The 22,721-nt window shown below is 34.0% G+C and carries 24 protein-coding genes; 16 read left to right on the top strand and 8 right to left on the bottom strand.

Annotation, left to right across the window (positions count from 1 at the left end; all coding sequences use genetic code 11):
• Positions 1 to 30: 30 nt before the first annotated feature.
• Complete coding sequence (locus tag AB4Y90_RS00225) at positions 31 to 1,038, bottom strand: PASTA domain-containing protein (RefSeq protein ID WP_441555158.1); 1,008 nt, start codon at positions 1,036 to 1,038, stop codon at positions 31 to 33.
• 153 nt (positions 1,039 to 1,191) lie between these two features.
• Here AB4Y90_RS00225 and AB4Y90_RS00220 point away from each other — a divergent pair, with 153 nt between their 5' ends.
• The 5 genes from AB4Y90_RS00220 to AB4Y90_RS00200 all read left to right on the top strand — a co-directional run bounded on the left by AB4Y90_RS00220 (position 1,192) and on the right by AB4Y90_RS00200 (position 4,370).
• Positions 1,192 to 2,184: a D-alanine--D-alanine ligase gene (locus AB4Y90_RS00220; protein ID WP_441555188.1), complete on the top strand. Its 993-nt coding sequence runs from the start codon at positions 1,192 to 1,194 to the stop codon at positions 2,182 to 2,184.
• A 108-nt stretch (positions 2,185 to 2,292) separates the two neighbouring features.
• Complete coding sequence (coaD, locus tag AB4Y90_RS00215) at positions 2,293 to 2,760, top strand: pantetheine-phosphate adenylyltransferase (protein ID WP_265429718.1); 468 nt, start codon at positions 2,293 to 2,295, stop codon at positions 2,758 to 2,760.
• A 41-nt stretch (positions 2,761 to 2,801) separates the two neighbouring features.
• A complete protein-coding gene (locus tag AB4Y90_RS00210) occupies positions 2,802 to 3,035 on the top strand; it encodes a four helix bundle protein (RefSeq protein ID WP_441555157.1) in 234 nt (77 codons plus the stop codon).
• Positions 3,036 to 3,202: 167 nt separating this feature from the next.
• Complete coding sequence (locus tag AB4Y90_RS00205) at positions 3,203 to 3,835, top strand: trimeric intracellular cation channel family protein (protein ID WP_441555156.1); 633 nt, start codon at positions 3,203 to 3,205, stop codon at positions 3,833 to 3,835.
• Positions 3,836 to 3,839: 4 nt separating this feature from the next.
• The gene (locus AB4Y90_RS00200) at positions 3,840 to 4,370 is read left to right on the top strand and encodes a hypothetical protein (protein ID WP_441555155.1); all 531 of its coding nucleotides are present in this window, start codon (positions 3,840 to 3,842) and stop codon (positions 4,368 to 4,370) included.
• A gap of 49 nt (positions 4,371 to 4,419) precedes the next feature.
• Here the strand turns inward: AB4Y90_RS00200 and AB4Y90_RS00195 are convergent, their stop codons facing one another.
• Together AB4Y90_RS00195 and AB4Y90_RS00190 are read right to left on the bottom strand one after the other, a co-directional pair.
• The gene (locus AB4Y90_RS00195) at positions 4,420 to 4,986 is read right to left on the bottom strand and encodes a DUF2892 domain-containing protein (protein ID WP_441555154.1); all 567 of its coding nucleotides are present in this window, start codon (positions 4,984 to 4,986) and stop codon (positions 4,420 to 4,422) included.
• 102 nt (positions 4,987 to 5,088) lie between these two features.
• Positions 5,089 to 5,574, bottom strand: a complete 486-nt coding sequence (locus AB4Y90_RS00190) for a dihydrofolate reductase (RefSeq protein WP_441555153.1) — start codon at positions 5,572 to 5,574, stop codon at positions 5,089 to 5,091.
• A gap of 149 nt (positions 5,575 to 5,723) precedes the next feature.
• Here AB4Y90_RS00190 and AB4Y90_RS00185 point away from each other — a divergent pair, with 149 nt between their 5' ends.
• From AB4Y90_RS00185 to AB4Y90_RS00160, 6 genes are all read left to right on the top strand, one after another.
• Complete coding sequence (locus AB4Y90_RS00185; protein WP_441555152.1) at positions 5,724 to 6,332, top strand: LemA family protein; 609 nt, start codon at positions 5,724 to 5,726, stop codon at positions 6,330 to 6,332.
• A complete protein-coding gene (locus AB4Y90_RS00180; RefSeq protein WP_441555187.1) occupies positions 6,329 to 6,772 on the top strand; it encodes a TPM domain-containing protein in 444 nt (147 codons plus the stop codon). Before AB4Y90_RS00185 ends, AB4Y90_RS00180 begins: the two co-directional genes overlap by 4 nt.
• A complete protein-coding gene (locus tag AB4Y90_RS00175; RefSeq protein ID WP_441555151.1) occupies positions 6,753 to 7,556 on the top strand; it encodes a TPM domain-containing protein in 804 nt (267 codons plus the stop codon). Before AB4Y90_RS00180 ends, AB4Y90_RS00175 begins: the two co-directional genes overlap by 20 nt.
• 13 nt (positions 7,557 to 7,569) lie before the next feature.
• Positions 7,570 to 7,872 (top strand): hypothetical protein, encoded by a 303-nt coding sequence (locus AB4Y90_RS00170; protein ID WP_441555150.1) that lies wholly within the window; start codon positions 7,570 to 7,572, stop codon positions 7,870 to 7,872.
• A gap of 269 nt (positions 7,873 to 8,141) precedes the next feature.
• A complete protein-coding gene (locus AB4Y90_RS00165) occupies positions 8,142 to 8,663 on the top strand; it encodes an NAD(P)H-dependent oxidoreductase (protein ID WP_441555149.1) in 522 nt (173 codons plus the stop codon).
• A gap of 1 nt (position 8,664) precedes the next feature.
• Complete coding sequence (locus tag AB4Y90_RS00160; protein WP_441555148.1) at positions 8,665 to 10,542, top strand: monovalent cation:proton antiporter-2 (CPA2) family protein; 1,878 nt, start codon at positions 8,665 to 8,667, stop codon at positions 10,540 to 10,542.
• Between the two features lies 1 nt (position 10,543).
• On the opposite strand, the gene AB4Y90_RS00155 is transcribed toward AB4Y90_RS00160, so the two are convergent.
• Complete coding sequence (locus tag AB4Y90_RS00155) at positions 10,544 to 11,353, bottom strand: head GIN domain-containing protein (protein ID WP_441555147.1); 810 nt, start codon at positions 11,351 to 11,353, stop codon at positions 10,544 to 10,546.
• 137 nt (positions 11,354 to 11,490) lie between these two features.
• Here AB4Y90_RS00155 and AB4Y90_RS00150 point away from each other — a divergent pair, with 137 nt between their 5' ends.
• Positions 11,491 to 13,632 (top strand): M3 family metallopeptidase, encoded by a 2,142-nt coding sequence (locus tag AB4Y90_RS00150; RefSeq protein ID WP_441555146.1) that lies wholly within the window; start codon positions 11,491 to 11,493, stop codon positions 13,630 to 13,632.
• A 65-nt stretch (positions 13,633 to 13,697) separates the two neighbouring features.
• Here AB4Y90_RS00150 and AB4Y90_RS00145 read toward each other — a convergent pair whose 3' ends face one another.
• Positions 13,698 to 14,984 (bottom strand): peroxiredoxin family protein, encoded by a 1,287-nt coding sequence (locus AB4Y90_RS00145; RefSeq protein WP_441555145.1) that lies wholly within the window; start codon positions 14,982 to 14,984, stop codon positions 13,698 to 13,700.
• Positions 14,985 to 15,180: 196 nt separating this feature from the next.
• On the opposite strand from AB4Y90_RS00145, the gene AB4Y90_RS00140 reads away from it, so the two are divergent.
• On the top strand, positions 15,181 to 15,558 hold the full coding sequence (locus tag AB4Y90_RS00140; protein ID WP_441555144.1) for a YchJ family protein: 378 nt from the start codon (positions 15,181 to 15,183) through the stop codon (positions 15,556 to 15,558).
• A 368-nt stretch (positions 15,559 to 15,926) separates the two neighbouring features.
• On the opposite strand, the gene AB4Y90_RS00135 is transcribed toward AB4Y90_RS00140, so the two are convergent.
• Positions 15,927 to 16,427, bottom strand: a complete 501-nt coding sequence (locus AB4Y90_RS00135) for an FKBP-type peptidyl-prolyl cis-trans isomerase (RefSeq protein WP_441555143.1) — start codon at positions 16,425 to 16,427, stop codon at positions 15,927 to 15,929.
• A gap of 374 nt (positions 16,428 to 16,801) precedes the next feature.
• Positions 16,802 to 17,041 (bottom strand): VF530 family DNA-binding protein, encoded by a 240-nt coding sequence (locus AB4Y90_RS00130; RefSeq protein ID WP_441555142.1) that lies wholly within the window; start codon positions 17,039 to 17,041, stop codon positions 16,802 to 16,804.
• A gap of 75 nt (positions 17,042 to 17,116) precedes the next feature.
• Here AB4Y90_RS00130 and AB4Y90_RS00125 point away from each other — a divergent pair, with 75 nt between their 5' ends.
• A complete protein-coding gene (locus tag AB4Y90_RS00125) occupies positions 17,117 to 17,317 on the top strand; it encodes a hypothetical protein (protein ID WP_441555141.1) in 201 nt (66 codons plus the stop codon).
• 16 nt (positions 17,318 to 17,333) lie between these two features.
• Here the strand turns inward: AB4Y90_RS00125 and AB4Y90_RS00120 are convergent, their stop codons facing one another.
• Positions 17,334 to 18,197, bottom strand: coding sequence for a hypothetical protein (locus tag AB4Y90_RS00120; protein WP_441555140.1), 864 nt, complete (start codon positions 18,195 to 18,197; stop codon positions 17,334 to 17,336).
• 82 nt (positions 18,198 to 18,279) lie between these two features.
• Here AB4Y90_RS00120 and AB4Y90_RS00115 point away from each other — a divergent pair, with 82 nt between their 5' ends.
• Both AB4Y90_RS00115 and AB4Y90_RS00110 read left to right on the top strand, forming a co-directional pair.
• On the top strand, positions 18,280 to 19,491 hold the full coding sequence (locus tag AB4Y90_RS00115) for a metallophosphoesterase family protein (protein ID WP_441555139.1): 1,212 nt from the start codon (positions 18,280 to 18,282) through the stop codon (positions 19,489 to 19,491).
• A gap of 168 nt (positions 19,492 to 19,659) precedes the next feature.
• Complete coding sequence (locus tag AB4Y90_RS00110) at positions 19,660 to 22,698, top strand: AAA family ATPase (RefSeq protein WP_441555138.1); 3,039 nt, start codon at positions 19,660 to 19,662, stop codon at positions 22,696 to 22,698.
• Positions 22,699 to 22,721: the final 23 nt, after the last annotated feature.

Below are 22,721 nucleotides of genomic sequence, written 5' to 3'. Positions count from 1 at the left end.
CCTTATTTTTTATTTTAAATTAAAATTAATTTATATAATTACCTTTTTAGCTTTAGGCTTTTCTGTTGTAGGAGTTGTACCTGATGCCGCAGGTTTTGTTGAAGTTCCGGTTGGTTTTGCGGGTTCAGTTTTAGGAACATCCTTTTTCTGAGGTCCAGGAGCCGGAACAGGATCAATTGCCGGTGGATCTTGGAAATTCGGAACTTCATCGTATCTTACCGGAGGCAAAGTAGTATCTACTTTCATACGGTAAGTAGAATTAAGAATTTCTATTTTTCCGCGCAATTCGGCAGGTGTTTTTTTACTTGCCCAAAGATCGATCTGCATTCCCTGATCTCTTGCATCTCCTGAAGCCGGATCCTGATAATACACAATGTCTGAATCATCATTTCCTCCATCTTCATAATCTACAAGACCTACTTCAAAAAGATTTCTTGCAATCAAAGCTTTTGCTTCTTTCACCGTTAACCCAACAAGATTCGGGATCGCAATATTTCGCATAGGACCAGAACCTACAACAACGTCTATCACAGAGAATCTTGGGATCTTGGTTCCCGGTTTTATTGTATTTCCTTTAAATAATATTCTTAAAACAGCATCTTTCTGAATGCTTGGTTCGTAAATAGTATCTGCAACTTTAAGACCTACCTGTTCCAATCTCTGGAAAGCCAACCCCGAATATTTATTGATAACATCAGGTACAGCAACAGGAGCCCAGCTTTTAGGATTTACCATCAGCTGAATAGCTCTTCCGTCTTTTACACGCGATCCAGGATAAGGATAAACCTTCAAAACCTGAAGCGGTCTGTATTTTGGGTTGTAAGCTGCACTGTCAACTTCATAATCAAGCCCTGCATCTTCTAATATTTTTACTGCATCGTGTACAGATTTATTAATAACATTAGGAACAGGGATTTCCTGCCCATGATTGGTGTGATACTCCAACCAGCGGAAAGTAAGCCAGACCAATACCACGAAAATACCGATGGCTAATAATAAATTGAGCAAAACTTTCCAGTTGAAAAGTGATTTAAGCATACTTAAAAATACTTTAATAATAACGACAAAGATAATTAATAATTTTATATTGAAGTTTTTATTTAGCAGATTTCATTTTTGCCCCAAAAAATTCAAAATTCATTTATTTCAATATATAAAATGTTTAAATTTGCCTTTATTGATAATATGGATATGAGCAAAAAGCACGTTGCTGTAGTTATGGGAGGCTATTCTGACGAATATAAAGTTTCTCTGAAAAGCGGACAGTTAATCTACGATTCTTTAGACAGAGATCTTTACCATGTATACAAGGTGGTTATTCTGAAAGACGAATGGTATTTTCTGGATGAAAATGAAAATAAAAAAGCCATCAACAAAGGGGATTTTTCAGTTACTTTAGATAACAATGAAGTATTAAAGTTTGATGCCTGCTTCAATATTATCCACGGAACTCCCGGTGAAAACGGAATTCTTCAGGCTTATTGGGACGCTATCGGACAAAAATATACGGGCTGCGATTTTTACCAGAGTGCATTAACGTTTAATAAAAAAGATACTTTGGCAGTGCTTTCAAAATACGGAATCCCTTCTGCGAAAAGTGTTTATTTAAGAAAAGGAGAAGACATTAATGTTGACGAAATTATTGACAATTTAGGACTTCCTGTATTTGTAAAACCTAATCAGTCGGGCTCTTCGCTCGGGATTTCTAAGGTTAAAGAAAAATCTGAACTGGTTGCTGCAACCGAAATTGCTTTCAAAGAAGATGACGAAATTTTAATTGAAAGTTTCTTAGACGGAATGGAAGTTTCTGTAGGAGTTATCGATTATAAAGGCGAAACCATCGTTTTGGGAATTACAGAAATTGTTCCTACCAACGAGTTTTTTGATTACGAAGCCAAATACGAAGGTGCATCAGAAGAAATTACACCGGCAAGAATCGACGATGAAACCAGAATCAGAGTAGAAGAAATTGCAAAAAGAGCTTACAATTCTCTTGGAATGAGTGGCTTTTCGAGAAGTGAATTTATTTTGATGAACGGAATTCCTTACATGCTTGAAATGAATACCAACCCAGGTTTTTCTCCGGCAAGCATTCTTCCGCAACAAGCAAAAATCTATGGAATATCAATCAAAGATCTTTGTGGAAACGAAGTTGAAAAAGCTTTGAATAAATTTAGAAATTAGTAATTAGTAGTTAGAAATTAGAGTATTGAAATATAATTTAAAATTCAGAATTAACAATTCACCTACATAACTCATAATTTACAACTCATAACTTATAACTCTTTACGCATGAAAATTGCTGTTTTCCCGGGATCTTTTGACCCGATTACTTTAGGACATTACGATATTATCGAGAGAGCTGCAGCGCTTTTCGACAAAGTAATTATTGCCATTGGTCAGAATTCCCAGAAGAAATATATGTTTCCGCTGGAAAAAAGAATTGAATTCATACAAAACTCTGTAGCCGAATTTCCGAATGTGGAAGTTGATCATTTTGAAGGCTTAACTGTTGATTACTGTTTTGAAAAAAATGCCCAGTTTATTTTAAGAGGTTTAAGAAATCCCGCCGATTTTGAATTTGAAAAAGCAATTGCTCACACAAACCGCACTTTAGCTCACAAAAAACTCGAAACTGTTTTCCTCCTGACTTCATCAGGAAAATCGTTTATCAGCAGCAGCATTGTAAGAGAAATCATCAACCACGGCGGCGAATACGAGCTTTTGGTTCCGGAAGCGGTAAGAGTGGAGCATAAATAATGGGTAATTGGTAATGAGTAATTTTAAAAACAGTCATATTTATGGATTTCAATCAAATCTTTAGACATAGAACTAAAAATTTCTCATTATCAATAATAAAATTACTTTCGCCATTACCTTATTCTGATGCAGTTTCAGTGATTAGAAAACAGATTATAAGATCTGCAACTTCTGTTGCTGCAAATTACAGAGCAGTTTCACGAGCAAGGTCTGATAAAGAACGATTTGCAAAAATCTGTATTGTGGTTGAAGAAATAGATGAAACACAACTCTGATTAGAAATCATTGAAGAACTTAAATATCTAGAATCAGAAAAACTATCAGCTCTAAAATCAGAATGCGAAGAATTAGTTAAAGTAATGACAACTTATAAATTTAAATTATCACAAAACATTTAGACCGAATCAATTACTTATTACCAATTACTCATTACCCATAATCAATGCACGAACAAATCAATTTTGCAATAGAAATCCTTGGTACGATATCGTTTTCGATGTCGGGAAGTTTTGCGGCGATGCAGAAAAGATTAGATCCGTTCGGCGTTTTGATTATTGCTTTCGTCACTTCAGTTGGCGGCGGAACGGTAAGAGATTTATTATTAGACATTCCTGTCTTTTGGATGCACGATCTTCTGATGTGTGGCGTCATTTTGATCACTTCAGTTTTTTCGATGGTTTTTAAATCTGTTGAGAAAAACTTTAAAGTGACTTTATTTATTTTCGACAGTTTCGGATTAGGATTATTCACCATCATTGGCGTTCAGAAAGGTTTAAACGCAGACATCCATCCTTTAATTTGTATCGGACTTGGAACAATTACCGGCTGTTTTGGTGGGATTATCCGTGATATTTTACTCAACAGAATTCCTTTGATTTTCAGAAAAGAAATTTATGCAAGCGCCTGTATTATTGGCGGAGCAACTTTTTTGTTGCTGACTACTTTTACCAGTTTGTCATATCCTATAATCCAGATTTTCACCATTTTATTAATTGTTGCTGTAAGAACGCTGGCTGTAAAATACCATTGGCAAATGCCTAAATTCTATGGTTACGAAAACAATTCTGAAATGTAATTTTATGAAAAATGCACTTGCTTTCCTGGCTTTATCAATATTATTTTCCTGTAAACAACAAAGTAAATTTAACCTTGAAAAAGATCTTTATCAGTTTTCTGAAAAAATGGAAAATGACGATACACTAAAAATTGATATTAATCATTCTGCGTGTATGTTTGCCGCCTTTGAAACTTATACTTTTACAAAACGACATGATACCTTATTTTTAGAAACATATTCAGAAATAAGTTCATTTGAGAAAAGGCAACAGACTTTACCAAAAATAATTTACGATTTTAAACCCAATGATTCTCAATCTTTTGAAAACTATTTTAAATATTTAAAAGAAGAAAATAGACCCAGCCGAGAATCCCGTTCGCCATTAGTGAGTGTTTATTATCCTAATAAAAATCAGAGGCAATATTTCAATGATGACGGTTTAGATGATAAGTTTAAAAAATTGGATAAGCTTTTTTTAATTCGTAAAAAACTCTATCCGAGAGACAAATTCTTTGAAATTCCTGAACCTCCGCCACCTCCTCCAAAAAAATAAAAAATGCACCTGATCTCTCAAGTGCATTCTATTTTTTAAGCAAAATTTTTTAAAACTTCCCCCTGTTTCTCATATTAGGATTATGCATATGCTTTTGCATCGTCGGCATTTTCAGCTGATCTTTCAGCATTTTGATCTGGTCGGTCATCATGCCTGCAGAATCTAATCTTTTAGCTTCCTCCAAAAGTTTTTGTCCTTCCTGTCTTCTGCCTTTGGAAATTGCGCCGGCTGCCAGATTAAGTGTTGCCATTGCACGGTCGTGTTTCATATTCAAACCATAATCCAAAGCTTTTTTCATCAAAGGTTCTACCTGTGTAGGGTGATCCTGAGCTAGAACCAAACCTTGCAAATAGTGGTAATATCCGTATTGGTTTTTATGAAGTTCGGTTTTATAATCTTTAATATTATTTAAAAACTTTGAAGCTTTCTGCATATCCTGCTTTCTCAGCTGCCAAAAAGCAAGAAGGATATTTTCATTCTTAAAAAATAAAAAAATAGGTAATGCAGCTAAAAGAAAAACTACAATTCCCCAACCTAAACTTCTTGTAAAAAACATCATGTAAAGACCGCCGAGAATCAGAAGTGCTGCAACTATGATTTTTATGTACTTATTCATTATTAAATTTTAGAAGTGCAAAGATAAGAAATAAGGTTCAGAGTTTAAGGTTCAAAGTCTAAAGTTTTATGTCATTAAACATTGAACACAGAACTCGAAACATTAAATTTTTTCAAAAGTTTGAAAACAGAAATCATACTGATTTTTTTCGTCCTTGTCGTGGCAGATTTCCTGTGTTTTTTTCCAGATTTTTTCGTTGATTTTCGGGAAGTATGTATCGGCTTCCAGGTTTGCTTTTACCTGCGTTACTTCAAGACGATCTGCAATTTCCATGGTTTGTTCGTAAATATTTCCGCCGCCGATGATGAAGATATTTTCATCTATTTTTTTTGCAAACTTCATCGCTTCTTTAATACTTCCTACAATTAAGATCCCCTCCTCAAACCAGTCTTTTTTTCTTGAAACAACAATGTTGGTACGGTTCGGAAGCGCTTTTCCTATACTTTCATAAGTTTTTCTCCCCATGATAATCGGGTGTCCCGAAGTAAGGTCTTTAAAATGTTTTAAATCTTTCGGAAGATGCCACAACAATTGGTTTCCAGAACCAATCTCGTTTTTTTCTCCCATTGCCACCACAATTGTTGTCATTCAATAAATTTTCTGCAAAATTAGCACTTAATTTGTATATTTGGTTAGCACAAAAAATAATAAAAATTTAAATTTTTGAAATCGCCGCTTTAAAAATCTTTGAAAAAACGGCAGTTTCATAAACTATTAAAACAATAAAAAATTCACATATGAAAAATAAAGGCTGTCTGAGCGCCGGAACGATCGGCATTGCTCTTCTTATCATCATTGTAGTACTTTTCTTCTGGGGAAAAAACGGGTACAACAATTTTGTAGCACAGGAACAAAAAGTTGACGCAAAATGGTCTAATGTACAAACCGTATATCAAAAAAGAGCCAACTTAATTCCCAATCTGGAAAGAACCGTAAAATCATATTCAAAATTTGAGCAGGAAACCTTGACGAAAGTTGTGGAAGCCCGTTCAAAAGCAACTTCTATCAACATTAACCCTTCTAATCTTACGGAAGAAGATATGGCTAAATTTCAGGCTGCACAAGGTGAACTGACCGGAGCATTGAGCCGATTAATGGCGGTGGTAGAATCTTATCCTAATCTGAAAGCTGATCAGCAATACATCAATTTCCAAAGAGAATATATTGCTATAGAAAACAGCATCAGAACCGAAACGGTTTATTACAACGATGCTGCAAGAGATTATAATATTTCGATCAAACAGTTTCCTAATAATATCTTGGCAAACTTTACCAATTTTAAAGAAAAACCTTTATTTAAAGCGCAAGCTGGAGCAGAAAATGCACCAAGCGTATTTGCAGAATAATGAACCGTTTTCTCACAAATCAGCAGATAGATTCTTTGGTGGAAGCTATAAAATCCGCAGAGCAACATTCTACCGGAGAAATTCGTGTACATATAGATTCTACCACAGATTCTACCACAGATTCTAAGACTGCAGAAGCTGCTTTCGAGGTGTTTAAAGAATTGTGTAAAGATAAAACCGAAGAAAAAAATGCGGTTCTTTTTCATGTCAATTTTGAAAAAAAATATTTAACGATCATCGGCGATACGGGAATTCACGAAAAAGTGCATCAAACATATTGGGATCATCTGCACGATTACATTACTGCAGAATTTGCCAAAGGTCATTTTTATCAGGCTTTAAAAAGCGCAATCCTTGAAACCGGCTTAGAATTAAAAAAACATTTTCCCGTAAAAGGAGAAAACCACAACGAATTACCCAATGAGATTACATTCTCTTAAAATATTTTTCACATTCATTTTAGTTTGCTGTCATGGTTTTTTATCGGCGCAATACACTATTCCCGAAAAACCGGCGGTTTTGTATCCTGTTTACGATGAATCCAACCTTCTTACCCAACAGGAAAAAGATGATTTGAACAATAAGCTCATCAAATTTGCAGATTCTACCTCCACAGAAATTGAAATCATTATTATTCCTTCCACAAAAGGAGAAGATGTTAATTTTCTGGCAACCATGTTTGGCGAAAAATGGGGAATTGGTCAAAAAGATGTTGATAACGGCGTTGTTTTTCTGATTGCGAAAGACGACAGAACGATGTCGATTCAGCAAGGAAGAGCCGTTGAGCAATATTTAACGGCATCAGTTGCCGGACAGATTTTAGATTACATCGTTACGCCCAAATTCAGACAGGGAAAATGGTACGAAGGCATCGATGGCGGAACCAATGCGATTATGGAAGCGGTTCAGGGAAAATTTAAACCTGTTGCCGAAAAAAACAAATCGGGAGAAAGAAGTGTAACAAAACTGCTCGTTATTGCTTTCGTTATTTTCATTATTTTGGTTATCTTTTTTGGAAACCGGGGCGGTGGAAATGATGATGACGGCGACATTATCTTAAGCCGGAGAGGGCGACGAAATTATCCCGGCGGATTTTTTCCATTCCCTTTTCCAGGAAGTTTTGGAGGAGGATTCGGCGGCGGAAGTTCCCGTGGTGGTGGCGGTTTTGGAGGATTCGGCGGCGGCGGAAGTTTTGGCGGTGGCGGAGCTTCGGGAGGATGGTAAAATTTAAATAAGTATGAAATATTCCATCATATCAATACTTTTAAGCTTAATAACGCTGTTCTTTTCAATCAAAATAAACTTAGAAACTCTCATTGATTACTTATCGACAGACGGAAAATCACAGGCATTTCATGGATTAATAGAATTAAAATATTTATACAAATACTATTTTTTAATCTTATCATTTTTATCATCACTCTTTTTAGTATTTGCTTTTAAAATCAATGAATTAAAGCCATTTAAACATTCAGCAGCATTTATTTTAATTCTTGGAATAGTCTCTGTATTTACAGCATTTTGGAAATGGTTTATTTAATTAAAATAATTGAAATTTTATAAAACCGTTTATAATAAACAATATTTAGTTAACCTTTTGTTCAATCCCTTTTTCTTACATTTACAAAAAGTGGATTGAACTTTCTGATTATTATTAATTCTACAGACAGGAAAGTAATAAAACTCACTCACAGAAAATAAACCTGTTACTCATTTTTATTACTTATTCATCAATTAAAATTTCATTAAACCTGCCACAATTACGAATTTTTCATTAAATTTTGGTTATATTTACTGAAAACGGGGTCTATGAAAAAAACGCTGGTGATTTTTGCCCATCCTTATCTGGAGCATTCAAACTCGAATGTAGAGTTAATTAATTTCTACGTTCGTCATCAGCATTTTACCCTTCGTGATTTGTACGAAGAATATCCTGATTTTCACATTGCCGCATTTCGGGAACGGAAAAGACTGCAGCAATATGACCGTTTTATTTTTCAGTTTCCGATCATCTGGTTCGGAATTCCGCCTTTATTAAAATTGTGGATTGATGAGGTTTTTGATCGAAACTGGGTAACAGAAGGTGAAAATAATCCTCTCGAAAACAAGGAAGTTTTTATCGTTGTGACAACCGGCGGAAAAGAAAGATCTTTTTCAAAAGAAGGCACTTACAAATACACTATTGAAGAAATTATTAGCGGATTAATTGTTTCTCTGAAAGTTTTCAATGCCAATATTAAAGACATCACCATCGTTTACGAAGCCAATAAATTGTCGAAAAAAGAAATTATTTTACAGAAAAAGAAATTTGTAGAAACCCTAAATCAATAATATGGAATCTAGCTTAGCAATGAATACTTTACTATTTTTGGGCGTTGCCATCATTATGGTTCCGCTTGCAAGAAAGTTAGGTTTAAGCTCGGTGATAGGTTATATTTTAGGGGGAATTATCATCGGACCTTATGTTTTAAAACTTACCGGACGTGATGTTGATGGCATTATGCACGCCAGCGAATTTGGTGTGATCATGCTTCTTTTTCTGGTAGGATTGGAACTTGAACCCAGAAAATTCTGGGAAATGCGGAAGAAAATTATCGGACTGGGTCTTACGCAGATGATTCTCACCATTTCCATTCTTTTTGTTATTTTTTTCTGGGCAGGCTGGAAAATCGATAAAGCCATTGCCATTGCGATGTGTTTCGCATTATCATCAACGGCAATCGTACTCCAGACTTTGCAGGAAAAAAACAACCTGAAAACTTCAGCCGGAGAAGCCTCATTTTCCACGCTTTTATTTCAGGATATTGCTGTTATTCCTATTTTGGCAATTTTACCAATCATTGCCAATTACAAAGCGAGACATCACGATAATGAAGTTCAGATCCTAATTCAGAAGCTTCCGGAATGGCTTCAGGCAGGAACCGTAATTTTCGGGGTTGCCATTTTAATTTTATTGGGAAGATATGTTTTTGTTCCTTTTTTAAGGTATGTTTCAAAAGCAGGAATGACAGAATTGTTAACTGCCTCTTCCCTATTTTTGGTCATCGGAGTTTCAGAATTAATGGTTGCCATCGGATTATCTCCCGCTTTAGGAGCCTTTTTGGCAGGTGTAATGTTGGCAAACAGCGAATTCAGGCATGAGTTGGAAGCACATATCGATCCGTTTAAAGGTCTTCTTCTCGCCGTATTTTTTGTAAGCGTAGGTTCTACGATGAATTTTAACGTCATTGCTCAGGATCCTGTTTTCATTTTCAGTACAGTTTTTGTGGTTTTGGCTGTAAAATTTTTCGTGCTTTACGCAATCGGGAAATTTTTTAAAATTGATACGCCACAAAGTTTATTCTACGCTTTTGCCCTTTCCCAAGTTGGAGAATTTGCTTTTGTATTAATAAATTACGCCTCTGATCTTTATCTTTTCAGCGCAGAAATGAATGCACAAATGATGGCGATAACCGCAATTACAATGTGCATCACGCCCATTCTTTTAATTATTAATGATAAATTGATTACGCCGAAATTCATCAAAGAGATCCCGGAAACAAAATCTGATTTTGATATTCTTGATGGTAATATTTCCCAGAAAAAAATCATTATTGTAGGTTTCGGGCATTTCGGAAGTACTGTCGGAAGGCTTCTTAAAGCTAATAAAATTTCTGCAACCGTTCTCGACAGAGATTCTGACAGAGTAAAATTATTGAGAAGCTATGGTTTTAAAGTCTATTACGGAGACGCCACGAGAATCCCTATTTTAAGAGCTGCAGGAATTGAGGAAGCCGAAATTCTGGTTTTATGCCTCGATGATTCCGATGACAATAAATTTATTGCAGAATTGGTTCGTGAGCAATATCCCAATGTAAAAATATTTGTTCGCGCCAAAAACAGGATTGATGCATATACTTATTTAGACAAAGGAATTGATAATATCTACCGTGAAACTTTAGGAACCGCAGTCGAAATGGCGGTGGATGTTTTGCAGGAAACCGGAATGCGAAAATATGCGGCAAGACGTCTCGGACAAAGATTTATGGCAATCGATAAAGCCTCGATCCGAAAACTCGCAAAATCAAAAGATGATGAAGATATACGTCTTTTCACCACAAAAGAAATCCTCCAGCGAGAGGAGGATTTGTTGGCTTATGATAATTTAAATTTTGAAAATAAAGACTGGGAAACCTCATCAACAGACGAAGATGAAGAAAACCAGGAATAGATTACTCTACATCTACGCTTCCGCCGCTGCTTTCTTCTTTGCTTACGGTAGTCACATTTCCTTTTTTGATCCCTTTTATACTTCCTCCAGAAGATGCATGACCTTCAAATTTTGAAGAAACGCTGATTTCGACACCTGCACCGCTCGAAGCTTCAGCTTTCACATTTTCTGCAATCACTTCTTTTGCAGAAATTTCACTTCCTGAAGATGAAGTAAGATTTGCATTTTTAGTTTTTCCTGAGATTGTAACATCTGCAGCAGAAGAAGCTTCAACAGTAAGGTTTACCGCCCAGATCTGCCCTTTGAAAGTAGCGCTGCTTCCTGCGTCAATATCAAGATCATTGGCTTCAAGTTTCCCGGAAATATGAGCCGCACTTGAAACTTCAACATCAGTTTTCTCTTGGGTGAACTGATCTCTTACCACAATTATAGCTGCAGAATTGGCCTCAAGTTTTGTAAAATCTTTAGCATAAATTTTAGCTTTCACATTATTGGTATTCATCACACGTACTCCGGTTTTATAATGAATATGAAGTTCACCACCACTGTTATCTACTAAAATTTCATCAATAATATTGGAAGGCGCAGAAATGACCACTCTTTCAATATCAGATTTAATGATCTCAGCTTCAATTGCCTGAGAAACTTCAATCTCGTCAAAATCTCCTTTAAATTCTTTTTGCTTTAAAGATCCGTGATCCTTATTGGTAACGTCTGGTAACCAAGTTGATTTCCCTTCTCTGTTCTCATTTTTTTTACAAGAAGAGAAAACCAATAATCCTGAAAAAAGTAAAATCGCTGTGTATTTCATGTTTAGAAGTTTAGTTTTTAATATCTTTATATTTTAGTAACAACTAAATTATGAAATCTCTTACAATTGACAATAAAAACTATTTTTAAAATCAAAAGAGATTCTTTATGACCTTTTAAAATAATAAATATCTGCCCATGAAAAATATTTCTTCAGCATTATTAATTTCTGCTTTAGCATTTAATTATTCTTGTACCACAATGAAAACAAACGACATAAAACAGGAAATCCCTGTTCCTGATGCTTCACTTTCTTCAAATCCTTTTATGAAGAAAAGCAGGCTTCAGTACGAAGCTCCGGAATTTGATAAAATTAAAAATGAGCATTTCAAACCGGCATTTGAATTTGGTTTAAAACAGCACGACGCCGAAATTCTGAAAATCGCCAACAATAAAGAAGCGGCAACTTTTGAAAACACCATTGTAGCATTAGAAAAAAGCGGTGAGGTTCTGAAAAGAGCTTTAATTGTATTTTCAAATCTTACCAGTGCAAATACAAATCCTACTTTGCAGGCTTTGGATGAAGAATATGCTCCAATTTTTGCCGCTCATTGTGATAAAATGTATTTGAATGAGAATCTTTATACAAGAATTAAATCAATTACAGAAAATGGATTGGATGCTGAAAGCAAAAGGCTTTTACAATTTTATAAGCAAAATTTTGAGATTGCAGGAGCCAATCTTTCCTCTGCCGATAAAGAAAAACTGAAGCAGGTAAACCAGGAATTGGCATCACTTTCTACGCAATATTCCAACAAATTACTGGAAGCGAGAAAACAAGGTGGTGTGTTCTTTAACGATGCCAAAGAATTGGACGGTCTTTCTGCTGATGAAATTGCTGCGGCTGCAAGTGATGCAAAAACTGCAGGGCAACCCGGAAAATATCTTTTAGCTTTACAAAATACCACACAACAACCACTCTTGCAAAACCTGAAAAACAGAGCAACAAGAGAAAAATTATTTAAAGCATCGTGGACCAGAGCTGAAAAAAGTGACGGAAACGACACAAGGGAAACCATCGAAAAATTAGCAAAATTAAGACTGAAAAAAGCACAGATTTTAGGCAAAAAAAGTTTCGCAGAATGGAAATTGCAGGATCAGATGGCAAAAAATCCTGAAGCTGCCGTAAAGCTAATGAACCAAATTGCAAATCCTGCAGTAGAAACCGCAAAACGTGAAGCAAAAGACATTCAGGATTTGATTGATCAGCAAAAAGGTGGTTTTAAAGTAGAACCTTGGGACTGGAATTTTTATGCGGAACAGGTAAGAAAAGCGAAATTCGATTTAGATGAAAATCAAATTAAGCCTTATTTTGAAATCACAACTGTTTTGGAGAAAGGTGTTTTCTTCGCTGCAGAAAAATTCTACGGATTAACGTTTAAAAAAAGAACAGATCTTCCGGTTTATCATCCTGATGTGGTGACTTACGAAGTTTTCGACCATGATGGGAAATCTATCGCCATTTATTATCTTGATTTCTACACAAGAGACTCTAAAAGCGGCGGAGCGTGGATGAGCAACTACGTTGAGCAATCATATTTATTGGGAACAAAACCTGTGATCGTAAACTGTTATAATTATCAGAAACCTGCTCCTGGAAAACCATCTTTAATCAGTTATGATGATGTTTCTACAATTTTCCATGAGTTTGGTCACTCTATCCACGGAATGTTTGCAAGCCAGAAATACCCATCGCTTTCAGGAACCAATGTACCGAGAGACTTTGTGGAATTCCCTTCTCAAATCAACGAACACTGGGCTTTAGATCCTGTTGTTCTAAAAAATTACGCTCTTCATTACGAAACAAAACAGCCTATTCCGCAAGCATTGGTTGATAAAATTAAAAAAGCGGCAACATTCAACCAAGGTTATATGACGACCGAATTGGTTTCTGCAGCAGCTTTGGATATGGATTGGCATTCTGTAACTAACGAAAACCAGTTGCTTCCAGTTTTAGATTTTGAAAAGCAATCACTCAATAATCACGGATTTACTTTAGCAACCGTTCCGCCGAGATATCACACACCTTATTTTGCACACATTTGGGGCGGTGGTTATTCAGCAGGATATTACGCTTATTTATGGTCTGAAACGTTGGATAACGACGCTTGGGAATGGATTAAAAATAACGGTGGACTTACAAGAGAAAACGGTGACCGTTTCAGAAAATATATTCTGYCGGTAGGAAATTCTGTTGATCTTAATCAGGCATTCAGAGATTTTACAGGGCATGATCCGAATATTAAACCGTTGTTGAGAAACAGAGGTTTTATTAAATAAACTTTAAAAAAGCATCCAAATTTGGATGCTTTTTTTGTTTAAACAATATCTACCAAGAAATTTATTTATTCTCTTATTGACATTAAAATTTTTGCAATTTCCTGTTGGTTATACTTTTTCAATAGAACTTTTCCTTGAGAATCTAAAAGTAAAAAATTCGGGTTAGAAGAGATTTCCAGTTTTTCTACATAAGTGCGGTCATTATTTTTACTCTTCACATTGATCCAGTTTTGCAAACCTTTTTCCTGTACAAAGCTTTGCCATTTTTTATCATCAGGTGTATTCAGATAAGCAACGGATTGGATATTTACACCAGAATTTTTAAGACTTGCAATATAAGTTGCAATTCCGGGCGTTTCTTCCTGACAATGCACACATTCCGGATCGTAAAACATTACAAAAGTATATTTCGATTTCTCATAAATATCAGAAAGATTTACCATTGTTTTGTCTAATTTCTGCATCTCGGTATTAGCGATAGTACTTCCTATCGGTACCGCTTCCAAAGCAGAAAGTTTTGAAGCAATATTTTTATAGAATTTTTCATTTTTATTAATGCACTTCATATCATTAAGGTAAGTATTGAAGGTATATTTATACGCATCATTCATCCCTTTTTGGCTATAATATTCAAGATTTTTAAAAATCCATTTCAGATAAAAAAGATAATTTTTAGAATCACAGTTTTGCCCTTTCAGAAGTCGATCTACGCCTATTTTATAGTTTTCGTTATCAATCGGGAGAATATTAATGTATTTAAATAAAAACTGATACGAATTCGGAAGGATCTGAATTCTCCTGTCATTAAGATCAAGATCTGCAAGAATACTGGTTTGTAATGTTTTTCTCTCCTCTAAACTTTCAGGAATTTTCACATTCTTTTTTTCTTCGAGCTGGGTATAAAGATCAAGCGTAGGGCTTGGATATTTTTTTTGAACAGCTTTTAAAAGTTCTAATTTTTTCTCGCTGTTTCCCGACTGTCTTTCATAAGTGAGAAAACCAATATTAGGTTCTTGTTCTGGCATAAGTCCTAAAAGCTCACTTCCTTCAAGATTAAATGATATTTTCGCACCATTATTGACCAAAATATTTAAAGAAGATTTATTAGATTTCAGTTCCAATTTATAGATTCCTCCTAAAACTTTCTGTTTTTGAACAAATTTTGCAATCGGTGTTTTGTCACTAATCTTTGCAGAATCTACCGCATAAGAATCTGAAACCGTTCCGTTGAATATTTTAAGATACATTACATCTTTCGCAATACCTTTGGTTTTGATGCTGATTTCATAACCATTTTGCGCCGAGAATAAATTGAAAAATCCGAAAAGTAAAATGAAGATATTTTTTTTCATCGATAAAGTATTTACACTTGTAAAGTATCACAAAAATATCAATATCTCTCTAAGAACAAAATAAGTTTTATAAATTTCATCTTATTTTAATTGTTATTTAATAATTTTCTTGCTTTTTAATGAATTAAATGAAAATTAAATTTTAAAACTACATTCCAAAACTTTTGCGACTTTTGTACATCAAAAAAATATAAGAATGAATTGTCCTTGCTGCTCCGGAAAAACCTACGAAGAATGTTGCAAACCTTATCATACCGGAAAAAAATACGCTCCGACCGCAGAAGCTTTAATGCGCTCAAGGTTTTCTGCATTTGCCATTCCGAATGGAAAATATTTAATGGAAACAACGTCTCCCGGAAAAAGACAGTTTCACAATACAAAAGATCTGCAGGAATGGGGAGAAATCAATGAATGGACAAAGCTGGAAATTGTAGACAAACCATCAATGAATAAAGTAGAATTCAAGGCACATTACACAGATGAAGACGGTGAAAAACAAATTCATCACGAATTATCTCAGTTCAAAATGATTCAAAACCGTTGGTTTTATGTGAGCGGTGAGTTTTTAGATTAATTTTTAAAAACTGTTGGTCAATCGCAAAGTCGCAAGGTCATTTACTTTAATTCTATTTTAAGACGCAAAGATTTTATCTGCGATAAAATTCATACTTCTCATTTTGAAAATCAAAGATTTTTAACTTATGTTTTCTAAATATTCTCAAAGAATTTTAACCTAAAAACTAAGTGACTTATGTGTTAAAACCTCCCACAGATTACTCAGATTTTCACAGATTAAAAATATTTTCAACTCTTTTTTGAACTTCTGTTTTCAATCAATTCAACTTTGAACAGTAGAAAACTTTTGTGACTTTTGTGGCAAGAATTAACGAAAAAAAATGTCCTGCATTTCTGCCGGACATTTTAATATTGTATAGGAAAATCTTAGTGACCTTCGTTTCCGTCAATTCCATGAGCGTGACCGTGAGACAACTCCTCTTCTGTTGCAGGACGAGTATTCAGGATCTCAACCTGGAAATCCAAAACTTTCCCAGCCATTGGATGGTTAAGATCTGCAACAACTGCTTCCGGAGTAACTTCCACTACAAAAGCCTGGAAATTGTTCCCTTGATTATCAGATAAAGGCAAAATAGCTCCAACCGGCGGAACTCCTGCTTCTGCAAACATATCAATTGGCAATTGCGCAATCGCATCTTCCTGCTTTTCACCATAAGCTTCCTCAGGCTGAATAACGAAAGCTGCCGTATCACCGGCTTTCAAACCGTGAATGTTTTGCTCAAATTTAGGAATCATCATTCCTACGCCATATAAAAATGTAAGTGGATTTTCTGCTGTTGTCTCTTCTACAAGAGTTTTAGTTCCATCTTCTTCGATAGTGTGAAGAATGTACTTTACAGCTACCACATGATTGTTTTCGATTGTCATATTTTTTCTTTTTTTCGTGAATTCCTATCACGATTATTTCCACAAATATACTCTTTTTTGAAATGATTGCCGGAATGTGTGAGTTTATTTAACTTGATTATAAATCAGCAAAGCAAGACTTCTTCTAAACACTCTCATTGTAAAATTTCCTTGATTTATCGTCGCAAATTTCCGTTTGTAAAAGCGTTATCTTTTTTCACGCAAAGTTTTAATTTAATAACGTATATTTTGAAGTGAGCAAAGATGAATCAACAAGTTGATTTGATGAAGCTCTATTTTCAAGCTTTGCGAAGCAAATTTATTTGCCTTTGCCTTCTGATAATATTCACAAAGCAAAAAAATCTTTGCGTCTAAAATAATTTAGATTTATTCATCTATTTTTCGTCTCTTTTCTTCTGCCTCAAAACATACAGATACAAGCTTTCCACTTTTTTTCTTGCCCAGTCTGTTTTTCGTAAAAACTTCAATGACGAATTAATGCTCGGATTATCTGTAAAGCATTTGATATTGATCTGTTTTCCCAGTTCCTCAAAGCCCTGATAATATTCTACCAACTCATCAAGAATAGCATCAAGTCTTTTTCCGTGTAAAGGATCTTTTGATTTTTCTTCCATAACGCAGTAAAATTAAAATATTTTATCAGACTTATCTACTAAAATTGTTTAAACTCTTAATCTTTAGTATTTTTGATGAAGGTATTCCTTACCGATAAAAAATTACTCATCCCGAAAATCAATATGAGCAAAAATAACGAAGCGAACAGGAAAAAAAATAAAAAGAAAATCGATCAGAAAAAACGTAAAATACAAAATGCGGAAGCAGAAAGAAAAGCACGTTTATGGCAAATCCGAGAAGATTTTAAAGCAAGAGAAGCTGATTCTAAACTATAAATCCGTTTATACTTTATTAATTTGCACCCTCTTCATTTTCTTTCGAATCAGTCTTATCTTTATTTCTTTCCAGAATATTTTCTGCCATCTTTTTATAATCTTCAGTTTTCATAATAACAACGTTGTTATTTGAGTTCCAAATACTTGTAAACTTTTTAGAAATAGTAATATAACTTCCCCAATCTGTAAGATTCTGATAGAGCATTAATGTGCAAATGTCTGTAGGTGTAATCGTCTGCCAATTTTCAATAACATGAGAATGGACTCCACTTATTGTTTTTACTACTTTTTCATCATTAATATTTTGAGCGATCATGCTGTTATGAAGTTTTTCAACATTTTTAACTTCATTTTTATTATTAAAAGTGATCAAATAATCATTTCCAAAAATAACAAMATTGTCTACAGATGGACCGGTTAAAACATAAACTTTTTTTACATTTTTTTTGATGAGAGGAACGATATTAAAGCTTGTGTTTTTATAAGATTTAAATATGGTATCTGTTTTAATTCTCGCTAAAGCATTCTGTCTTATAGTAAAATACTCAGTTTCTGTAGGCGTAAAATCTCTTTCTTTCAAATCAAGCTTTGCATTTTGCGGATTATAATTTGTAGGAAAGGCAATCGTTCCAATAACCTTGTTTTCTTTTGAAAAGAAAATACATTTGGGAACAGAGTCATCTATATAAGAAAAATATCCTCCAACATTTTCCATTTGTTGATAATTAGCTCTGAAAACATCTGTTCCATACCAACTTGCCATTTCGCTGCGGTACAAAGCAATGCCTTCTTCATTAATTTCTTTCGAAAGTTTTTCCAGATTTTGAGCTTGAAAAGAAACTGCAAACAAAATAAAAAGTACAGTAATAATATTTTTCATACGAATAGTTTTTCCAAAAATAGGGAATAACATTTTTATTTAGAAATTTTACTTTGCCTTTTTAGTTTCTTACATTTACATTATGAAAATCCTCCACACCGCCGATTGGCATTTGGGTAAACGTCTCGACCGTTTTTCTAGATTAGAAGAACAGGTTTTGGTGATGAACGAAATTGTTGACATCGCAGACCGGAAAAATGTTGATCTGGTTCTGGTTGCCGGAGATTTATTCGACAATTTTAATCCGAGTGTTGAAGCGACGGAACTTTTTTATAAAACTTTAAAACGTTTATCATTAAATGGAAAACGTCCTGTAATTGCGATTTCCGGGAATCACGATTCGCCAAGTTTGATCGATGCACCTGATCCTTTAGCGCGCGAATGCGGAATTATTTTAATCGGACATCCAAAAGCGACAATCAATCCTTTTGAGCTTGAACATTTCAAAGTTTCAAAATCAACAGAAGGTTTTATTGAATTAGAATTTAAGAATCAAAATTTCCCTGTCAGAATTTTGCACACTCCTTATGCAAATGAGATTCGTTTAAAAGAATATTTTGGTGAAAATAAAGAAGAGGAACTCAATAGAGTTTTAGCCGAAAACTGGAAAAAAACTGCTGATGAATTTTGCGATATAAATGGTATCAACCTTTTGATAACGCATTTGTATATGAACAAAAAAGGCGCTCCGATTTTGGAAGAACCGGAAGGCGAAAAACCCATTAAAATAGGAAATGCAGACCTTGTTTTTTCAGATATTATTCCGCACCAGATTCAGTATACCGCTTTAGGACATTTGCATGGTTTTCAGAATATAGGAACCGATGAAAAACCTGTTGTCTATTCATCTTCGCCTTTGTGCTACAGCTTTAGTGAAGCCGGACAAACGAAATACGTTTCCATTATTGAAGCTGAACCCAATAAAAATGTTTCATTTGATAAAATCGCTTTACAAAACGGTAAAAAGCTTGCCAGAAAAACATTTGATTCCATTGAAAATGCCATTGAATGGCTGAAAGAAAATCCAAATACCTTAGTTGAATTAACCTTGGAAAGCGAAACTTTTCTAAAAGCCGAAGAGAGAAAACTTATCTATCAATGGCACAACGGAATTGTGCATCTCATTCCGAAAGTTAAAAATCAGGATTTTAATGAAAATCAACTGAGTGAAATCAATCTGAATCAGGATATTCAAACTTTGTTCAACAATTATTTTAAATCTAAAAACGGCGGACAGGAAGCCAATGAAGAGCTCATTAATTTATTTAACGAAATTGTTAGTTCTGATAAATAATATATTTTATTGAACCATTAAGATGGATTTAAGAAGTTAAGTTTTTTAAGAGAAATAAATTTCTTAAGACACAAATCTTACTTTGCTTGCAAAGACTTAATTATTCTTAACTTCTTAAATGTCCTTAATGGTTCAAATTACAATCTTTTAAGTTCTTAATTTATTATTATGATTCCAATTCAACTGACTTTAGAAGGTCTTTATTCTTATCAGGAACGTCAGAAAATCGATTTTGAAAATCTTACGGAAGCTGGTCTTTTTGGCATTTTCGGTTCGGTTGGGTCCGGAAAATCTTCTATTTTGGAAGCCATTTCTTTTGCGCTGTACGGCGAAACGGAACGTCTCAATTCCAGAGATAAACGTACTTACAATATGATGAATTTGAAATCGAATAAATCTTACATTGAATTTGATTTCATCAATTTTGAAAACAAAAAATTCCGTGCTACAAGAGAATTTAAACGTAATTCTAAAAATTTTGAAGATGTAAAAACTCCGACCGTCACTTTCTATGAATGGAAAAATGAAAGCTGGATTCCTTTAGACCATTCCAATGCCGAAAAACTCATTGGTTTAAGCTATGCCAATTTTAAGCGAACCATTATTATTCCTCAAGGTCAGTTTAAAGAATTTCTGGAATTGGGCGCGACAGACAGAACAAATATGATGAAGGAAATTTTCAGCCTTCAGCGTTTTGATTTGCAGAATAATGTTTCAGTTTTAAATTCCAAAAACAGATCAGAATTGGATCAGTTGGAAGGTCAATTGAAGGGTTTTGAAGAAGTAAATGAAGAGCAAATTTCAGTTCAGAAAGAACATTTAAAAACTGAGCAGCAAAAATTTGAAGATGTAAAAATTCAGTTTAAAAAGATTGAAGAAAAATATCAGCAACTTAAAAATTTAAAGACTGATTTTGAATCGCTTAAACAAAAGAAATCTGAGTTTGATAAACTGAATATACAGAAATCGGAAATCGATATTTTAGAAACAAAAACTGAAGTATTTGACAAAGTTTTCAGGATTTTCACGCCATTAATTTCTGAAAAAAATAAGCTTCAGAAAGAAATTTCCGAACAACAGAAAAATAAAGAAAATCAGTTTAAAATTGTTAAGGAAACGGAAATCAGGTTTGAAAATGTAAAAAATAAACTTTCTGCGATTCAGCCAAAATATGAAGCATTAAATCAGTCTAAAATTCAGGAAAATGATCTGAGTTTGATTTTACAAATGCAGAAATTTTCAGGAGAAATTGAAACCTTAAAAGAACGAACAAAAAAAGGTTCTGAAAAAGTAAAAGAAGTTGAAACCCATCAGAAATTAATTCAGCAAAAAATTGAAGACCTTTCTAAAAATGCAGAACTTTTAAAGCCAAAAAAAATAGATTCTAATTTATTATTAAATGTCGGAAACTGGTTTTCCGAAAAGAAAAGATTAAATGAAAATTTACAAAATCAGACTCGAAAAATCGATTCAATAAAAATTGAAATTGGGAAAATATCAGAAGAATTAAAACCTTTTAAAATCAATCCTGAAACTTTTAAAAATGATTTTAAAACTCAAATTGATAGTTTAGAAAATCAGAAAAAAATGCTTTCTGAAAAGCGAAATCACCTTAAAGTACAGCAAAAGCTGGCTCATTTTGCCAACGAACTGCACGATGGAAAATCTTGTCCGCTTTGTGGCGCTTTGGAACATCCAAATATTGTAAAGTTTGATGATGTGAATGCTGAATTAAATGAAATTCAAAAGAAAATTGAGCAGATTGAAATTCAAAGAGATCAGATTCAAAAACAGTCTTTAGAAATAGAAAAAATTCTTGACCGAAAAAAGATTTTTGAGGAACAACAGAAATCAGAAGAAGAAAATTTAAAACTAATTCAAACTCAAATTGAAGAACATTTAAAAAACTTTAGTTGGAAAGAATTTAATCCTGAAAATCAAAATGATTTTGAAGAAAAAAGACAACAATCTTTCACTATTGAAAAGCAGATCGATGAATTGAATCAGCAAATAAGTTTGGAGCAAAAAAATCTTGATAAGGAAAGAGAAAACCTTGATAATTACAATAAAGCTTTAGAAAAATTCAGGCTTGATGAGGCGAAAAAAGAAGAACAAATAAATTCAAATGAAACGAATTTAAAAGTTTTGCAATGGGCTGATTATAAAGAAAAAACGGTTGAAGAGATTGAAGAAATTTACAATAAACTTTCAAAATCAAATCTTGAAACTGAGCAAAATTATCAGCAATTAATTAGAGAAGAAAAAGAAATTTCACCAAAATTAGCTGAACAAAAAACAATTGCAGATCAACTAGAAAAACGGATTTCAGAACTGGAAAAAGAAATTTCTGATAATAAAATCCTGACTGAAAATTCTTTATCAGAACAGCAATTCAATACTTTAGAAGAAATTCAGCAAATTCTAGTACATGAAATTAATGTTCAGGAAACAAGAAATCAGATTCAGCAATTCAGAATTCAATTTGAAATTGTAAAAAACGACATTCTCAATCTGGAAACCAAACTCAAAGATTTTTCATTTGATGAAGAACATCTTAAAGAAACCGAAAATCAATTCAAAGCTTTTGAAAACGATTTAAAAACCGTCAATGATTCGGTAGTAAAAATCGTTACAGAAATTGAAAGACTTGAAAAAGAGTTTAAGAAAAAAGAAGATTTGCTAAAGGATTTATCTCAGCTTCAAAAACGTGCAGAAAATCTGAAGATTATGACCAATCTCTTTAAGGGAGCCGGTTTTGTACAATATGTTTCTTCGATTTATCTTCGTCAGTTGTGCGATCACGCTAATGTACGTTTCCATCGGATGACAAGAAATCAGTTGAGTTTACAGTTGAACGAAAGCAATGATTTTGAGATCATCGATTACCTGAACGAAGGACGCAGCCGAAGTGTGAAAACGCTTTCCGGAGGACAGGCTTTTCAGGTTTCGCTGAGTCTCGCTCTGGCTTTGGCAGAAAGTGTACAAACTCATGCGCAATCTGAGAAAAACTTTTTCTTCATTGATGAAGGTTTCGGAACCCAGGATCTAGAATCAGTAAATGTCGTTTTTGAAACGCTGATGAATCTTCAGAAAGAAAACCGGATTGTGGGAATTATTTCGCACGTTGAAGAACTGAAAGAGAAAATTCCGGTTTCGCTGAATATTACTAAAGATGAAGAACGGGGAAGCCTGATCGAGATTGCTTAAAATAAAAAGCCTTCAAAGTTTTC

It is taken from the genome of Chryseobacterium sp. 2TAF14, assembly GCF_052115105.1.
Classification (GTDB): domain Bacteria; phylum Bacteroidota; class Bacteroidia; order Flavobacteriales; family Weeksellaceae; genus Chryseobacterium.
The sequence above is the reverse complement of the archived record's forward strand: the minus strand, read 5'-3'. Positions and strand labels throughout refer to the sequence as shown.

Excerpts from the sequence above, each read along its gene's own strand:
- AB4Y90_RS00220 (WP_441555188.1), top strand. The coding sequence starts at position 1,192 with ATGAGCAAAAAGCACGTTGCTGTAGTTATGGGAGGCTATTCTGACGAA.
- AB4Y90_RS00210 (WP_441555157.1), top strand. The coding sequence starts at position 2,802 with ATGGATTTCAATCAAATCTTTAGACATAGAACTAAAAATTTCTCATTA.
- AB4Y90_RS00110 (WP_441555138.1), top strand. The coding sequence starts at position 19,660 with ATGATTCCAATTCAACTGACTTTAGAAGGTCTTTATTCTTATCAGGAA.
- AB4Y90_RS00185 (WP_441555152.1), top strand. The coding sequence starts at position 5,724 with ATGAAAAATAAAGGCTGTCTGAGCGCCGGAACGATCGGCATTGCTCTT.
- AB4Y90_RS00190 (WP_441555153.1), bottom strand. The coding sequence starts at position 5,574 with ATGACAACAATTGTGGTGGCAATGGGAGAAAAAAACGAGATTGGTTCT.
- AB4Y90_RS00195 (WP_441555154.1), bottom strand. The coding sequence starts at position 4,986 with ATGAATAAGTACATAAAAATCATAGTTGCAGCACTTCTGATTCTCGGC.
- AB4Y90_RS00205 (WP_441555156.1), top strand. The coding sequence starts at position 3,203 with ATGCACGAACAAATCAATTTTGCAATAGAAATCCTTGGTACGATATCG.
- AB4Y90_RS00225 (WP_441555158.1), bottom strand. The coding sequence starts at position 1,038 with ATGCTTAAATCACTTTTCAACTGGAAAGTTTTGCTCAATTTATTATTA.
- AB4Y90_RS00200 (WP_441555155.1), top strand. The coding sequence starts at position 3,840 with ATGAAAAATGCACTTGCTTTCCTGGCTTTATCAATATTATTTTCCTGT.
- AB4Y90_RS00170 (WP_441555150.1), top strand. The coding sequence starts at position 7,570 with ATGAAATATTCCATCATATCAATACTTTTAAGCTTAATAACGCTGTTC.
- coaD (WP_265429718.1), top strand. The coding sequence starts at position 2,293 with ATGAAAATTGCTGTTTTCCCGGGATCTTTTGACCCGATTACTTTAGGA.
- AB4Y90_RS00175 (WP_441555151.1), top strand. The coding sequence starts at position 6,753 with ATGAGATTACATTCTCTTAAAATATTTTTCACATTCATTTTAGTTTGC.
- AB4Y90_RS00165 (WP_441555149.1), top strand. The coding sequence starts at position 8,142 with ATGAAAAAAACGCTGGTGATTTTTGCCCATCCTTATCTGGAGCATTCA.
- AB4Y90_RS00140 (WP_441555144.1), top strand. The coding sequence starts at position 15,181 with ATGAATTGTCCTTGCTGCTCCGGAAAAACCTACGAAGAATGTTGCAAA.
- AB4Y90_RS00130 (WP_441555142.1), bottom strand. The coding sequence starts at position 17,041 with ATGGAAGAAAAATCAAAAGATCCTTTACACGGAAAAAGACTTGATGCT.
- AB4Y90_RS00125 (WP_441555141.1), top strand. The coding sequence starts at position 17,117 with ATGAAGGTATTCCTTACCGATAAAAAATTACTCATCCCGAAAATCAAT.
- AB4Y90_RS00135 (WP_441555143.1), bottom strand. The coding sequence starts at position 16,427 with ATGACAATCGAAAACAATCATGTGGTAGCTGTAAAGTACATTCTTCAC.
- AB4Y90_RS00145 (WP_441555145.1), bottom strand. The coding sequence starts at position 14,984 with ATGAAAAAAAATATCTTCATTTTACTTTTCGGATTTTTCAATTTATTC.
- AB4Y90_RS00155 (WP_441555147.1), bottom strand. The coding sequence starts at position 11,353 with ATGAAATACACAGCGATTTTACTTTTTTCAGGATTATTGGTTTTCTCT.
- AB4Y90_RS00160 (WP_441555148.1), top strand. The coding sequence starts at position 8,665 with ATGGAATCTAGCTTAGCAATGAATACTTTACTATTTTTGGGCGTTGCC.
- AB4Y90_RS00115 (WP_441555139.1), top strand. The coding sequence starts at position 18,280 with ATGAAAATCCTCCACACCGCCGATTGGCATTTGGGTAAACGTCTCGAC.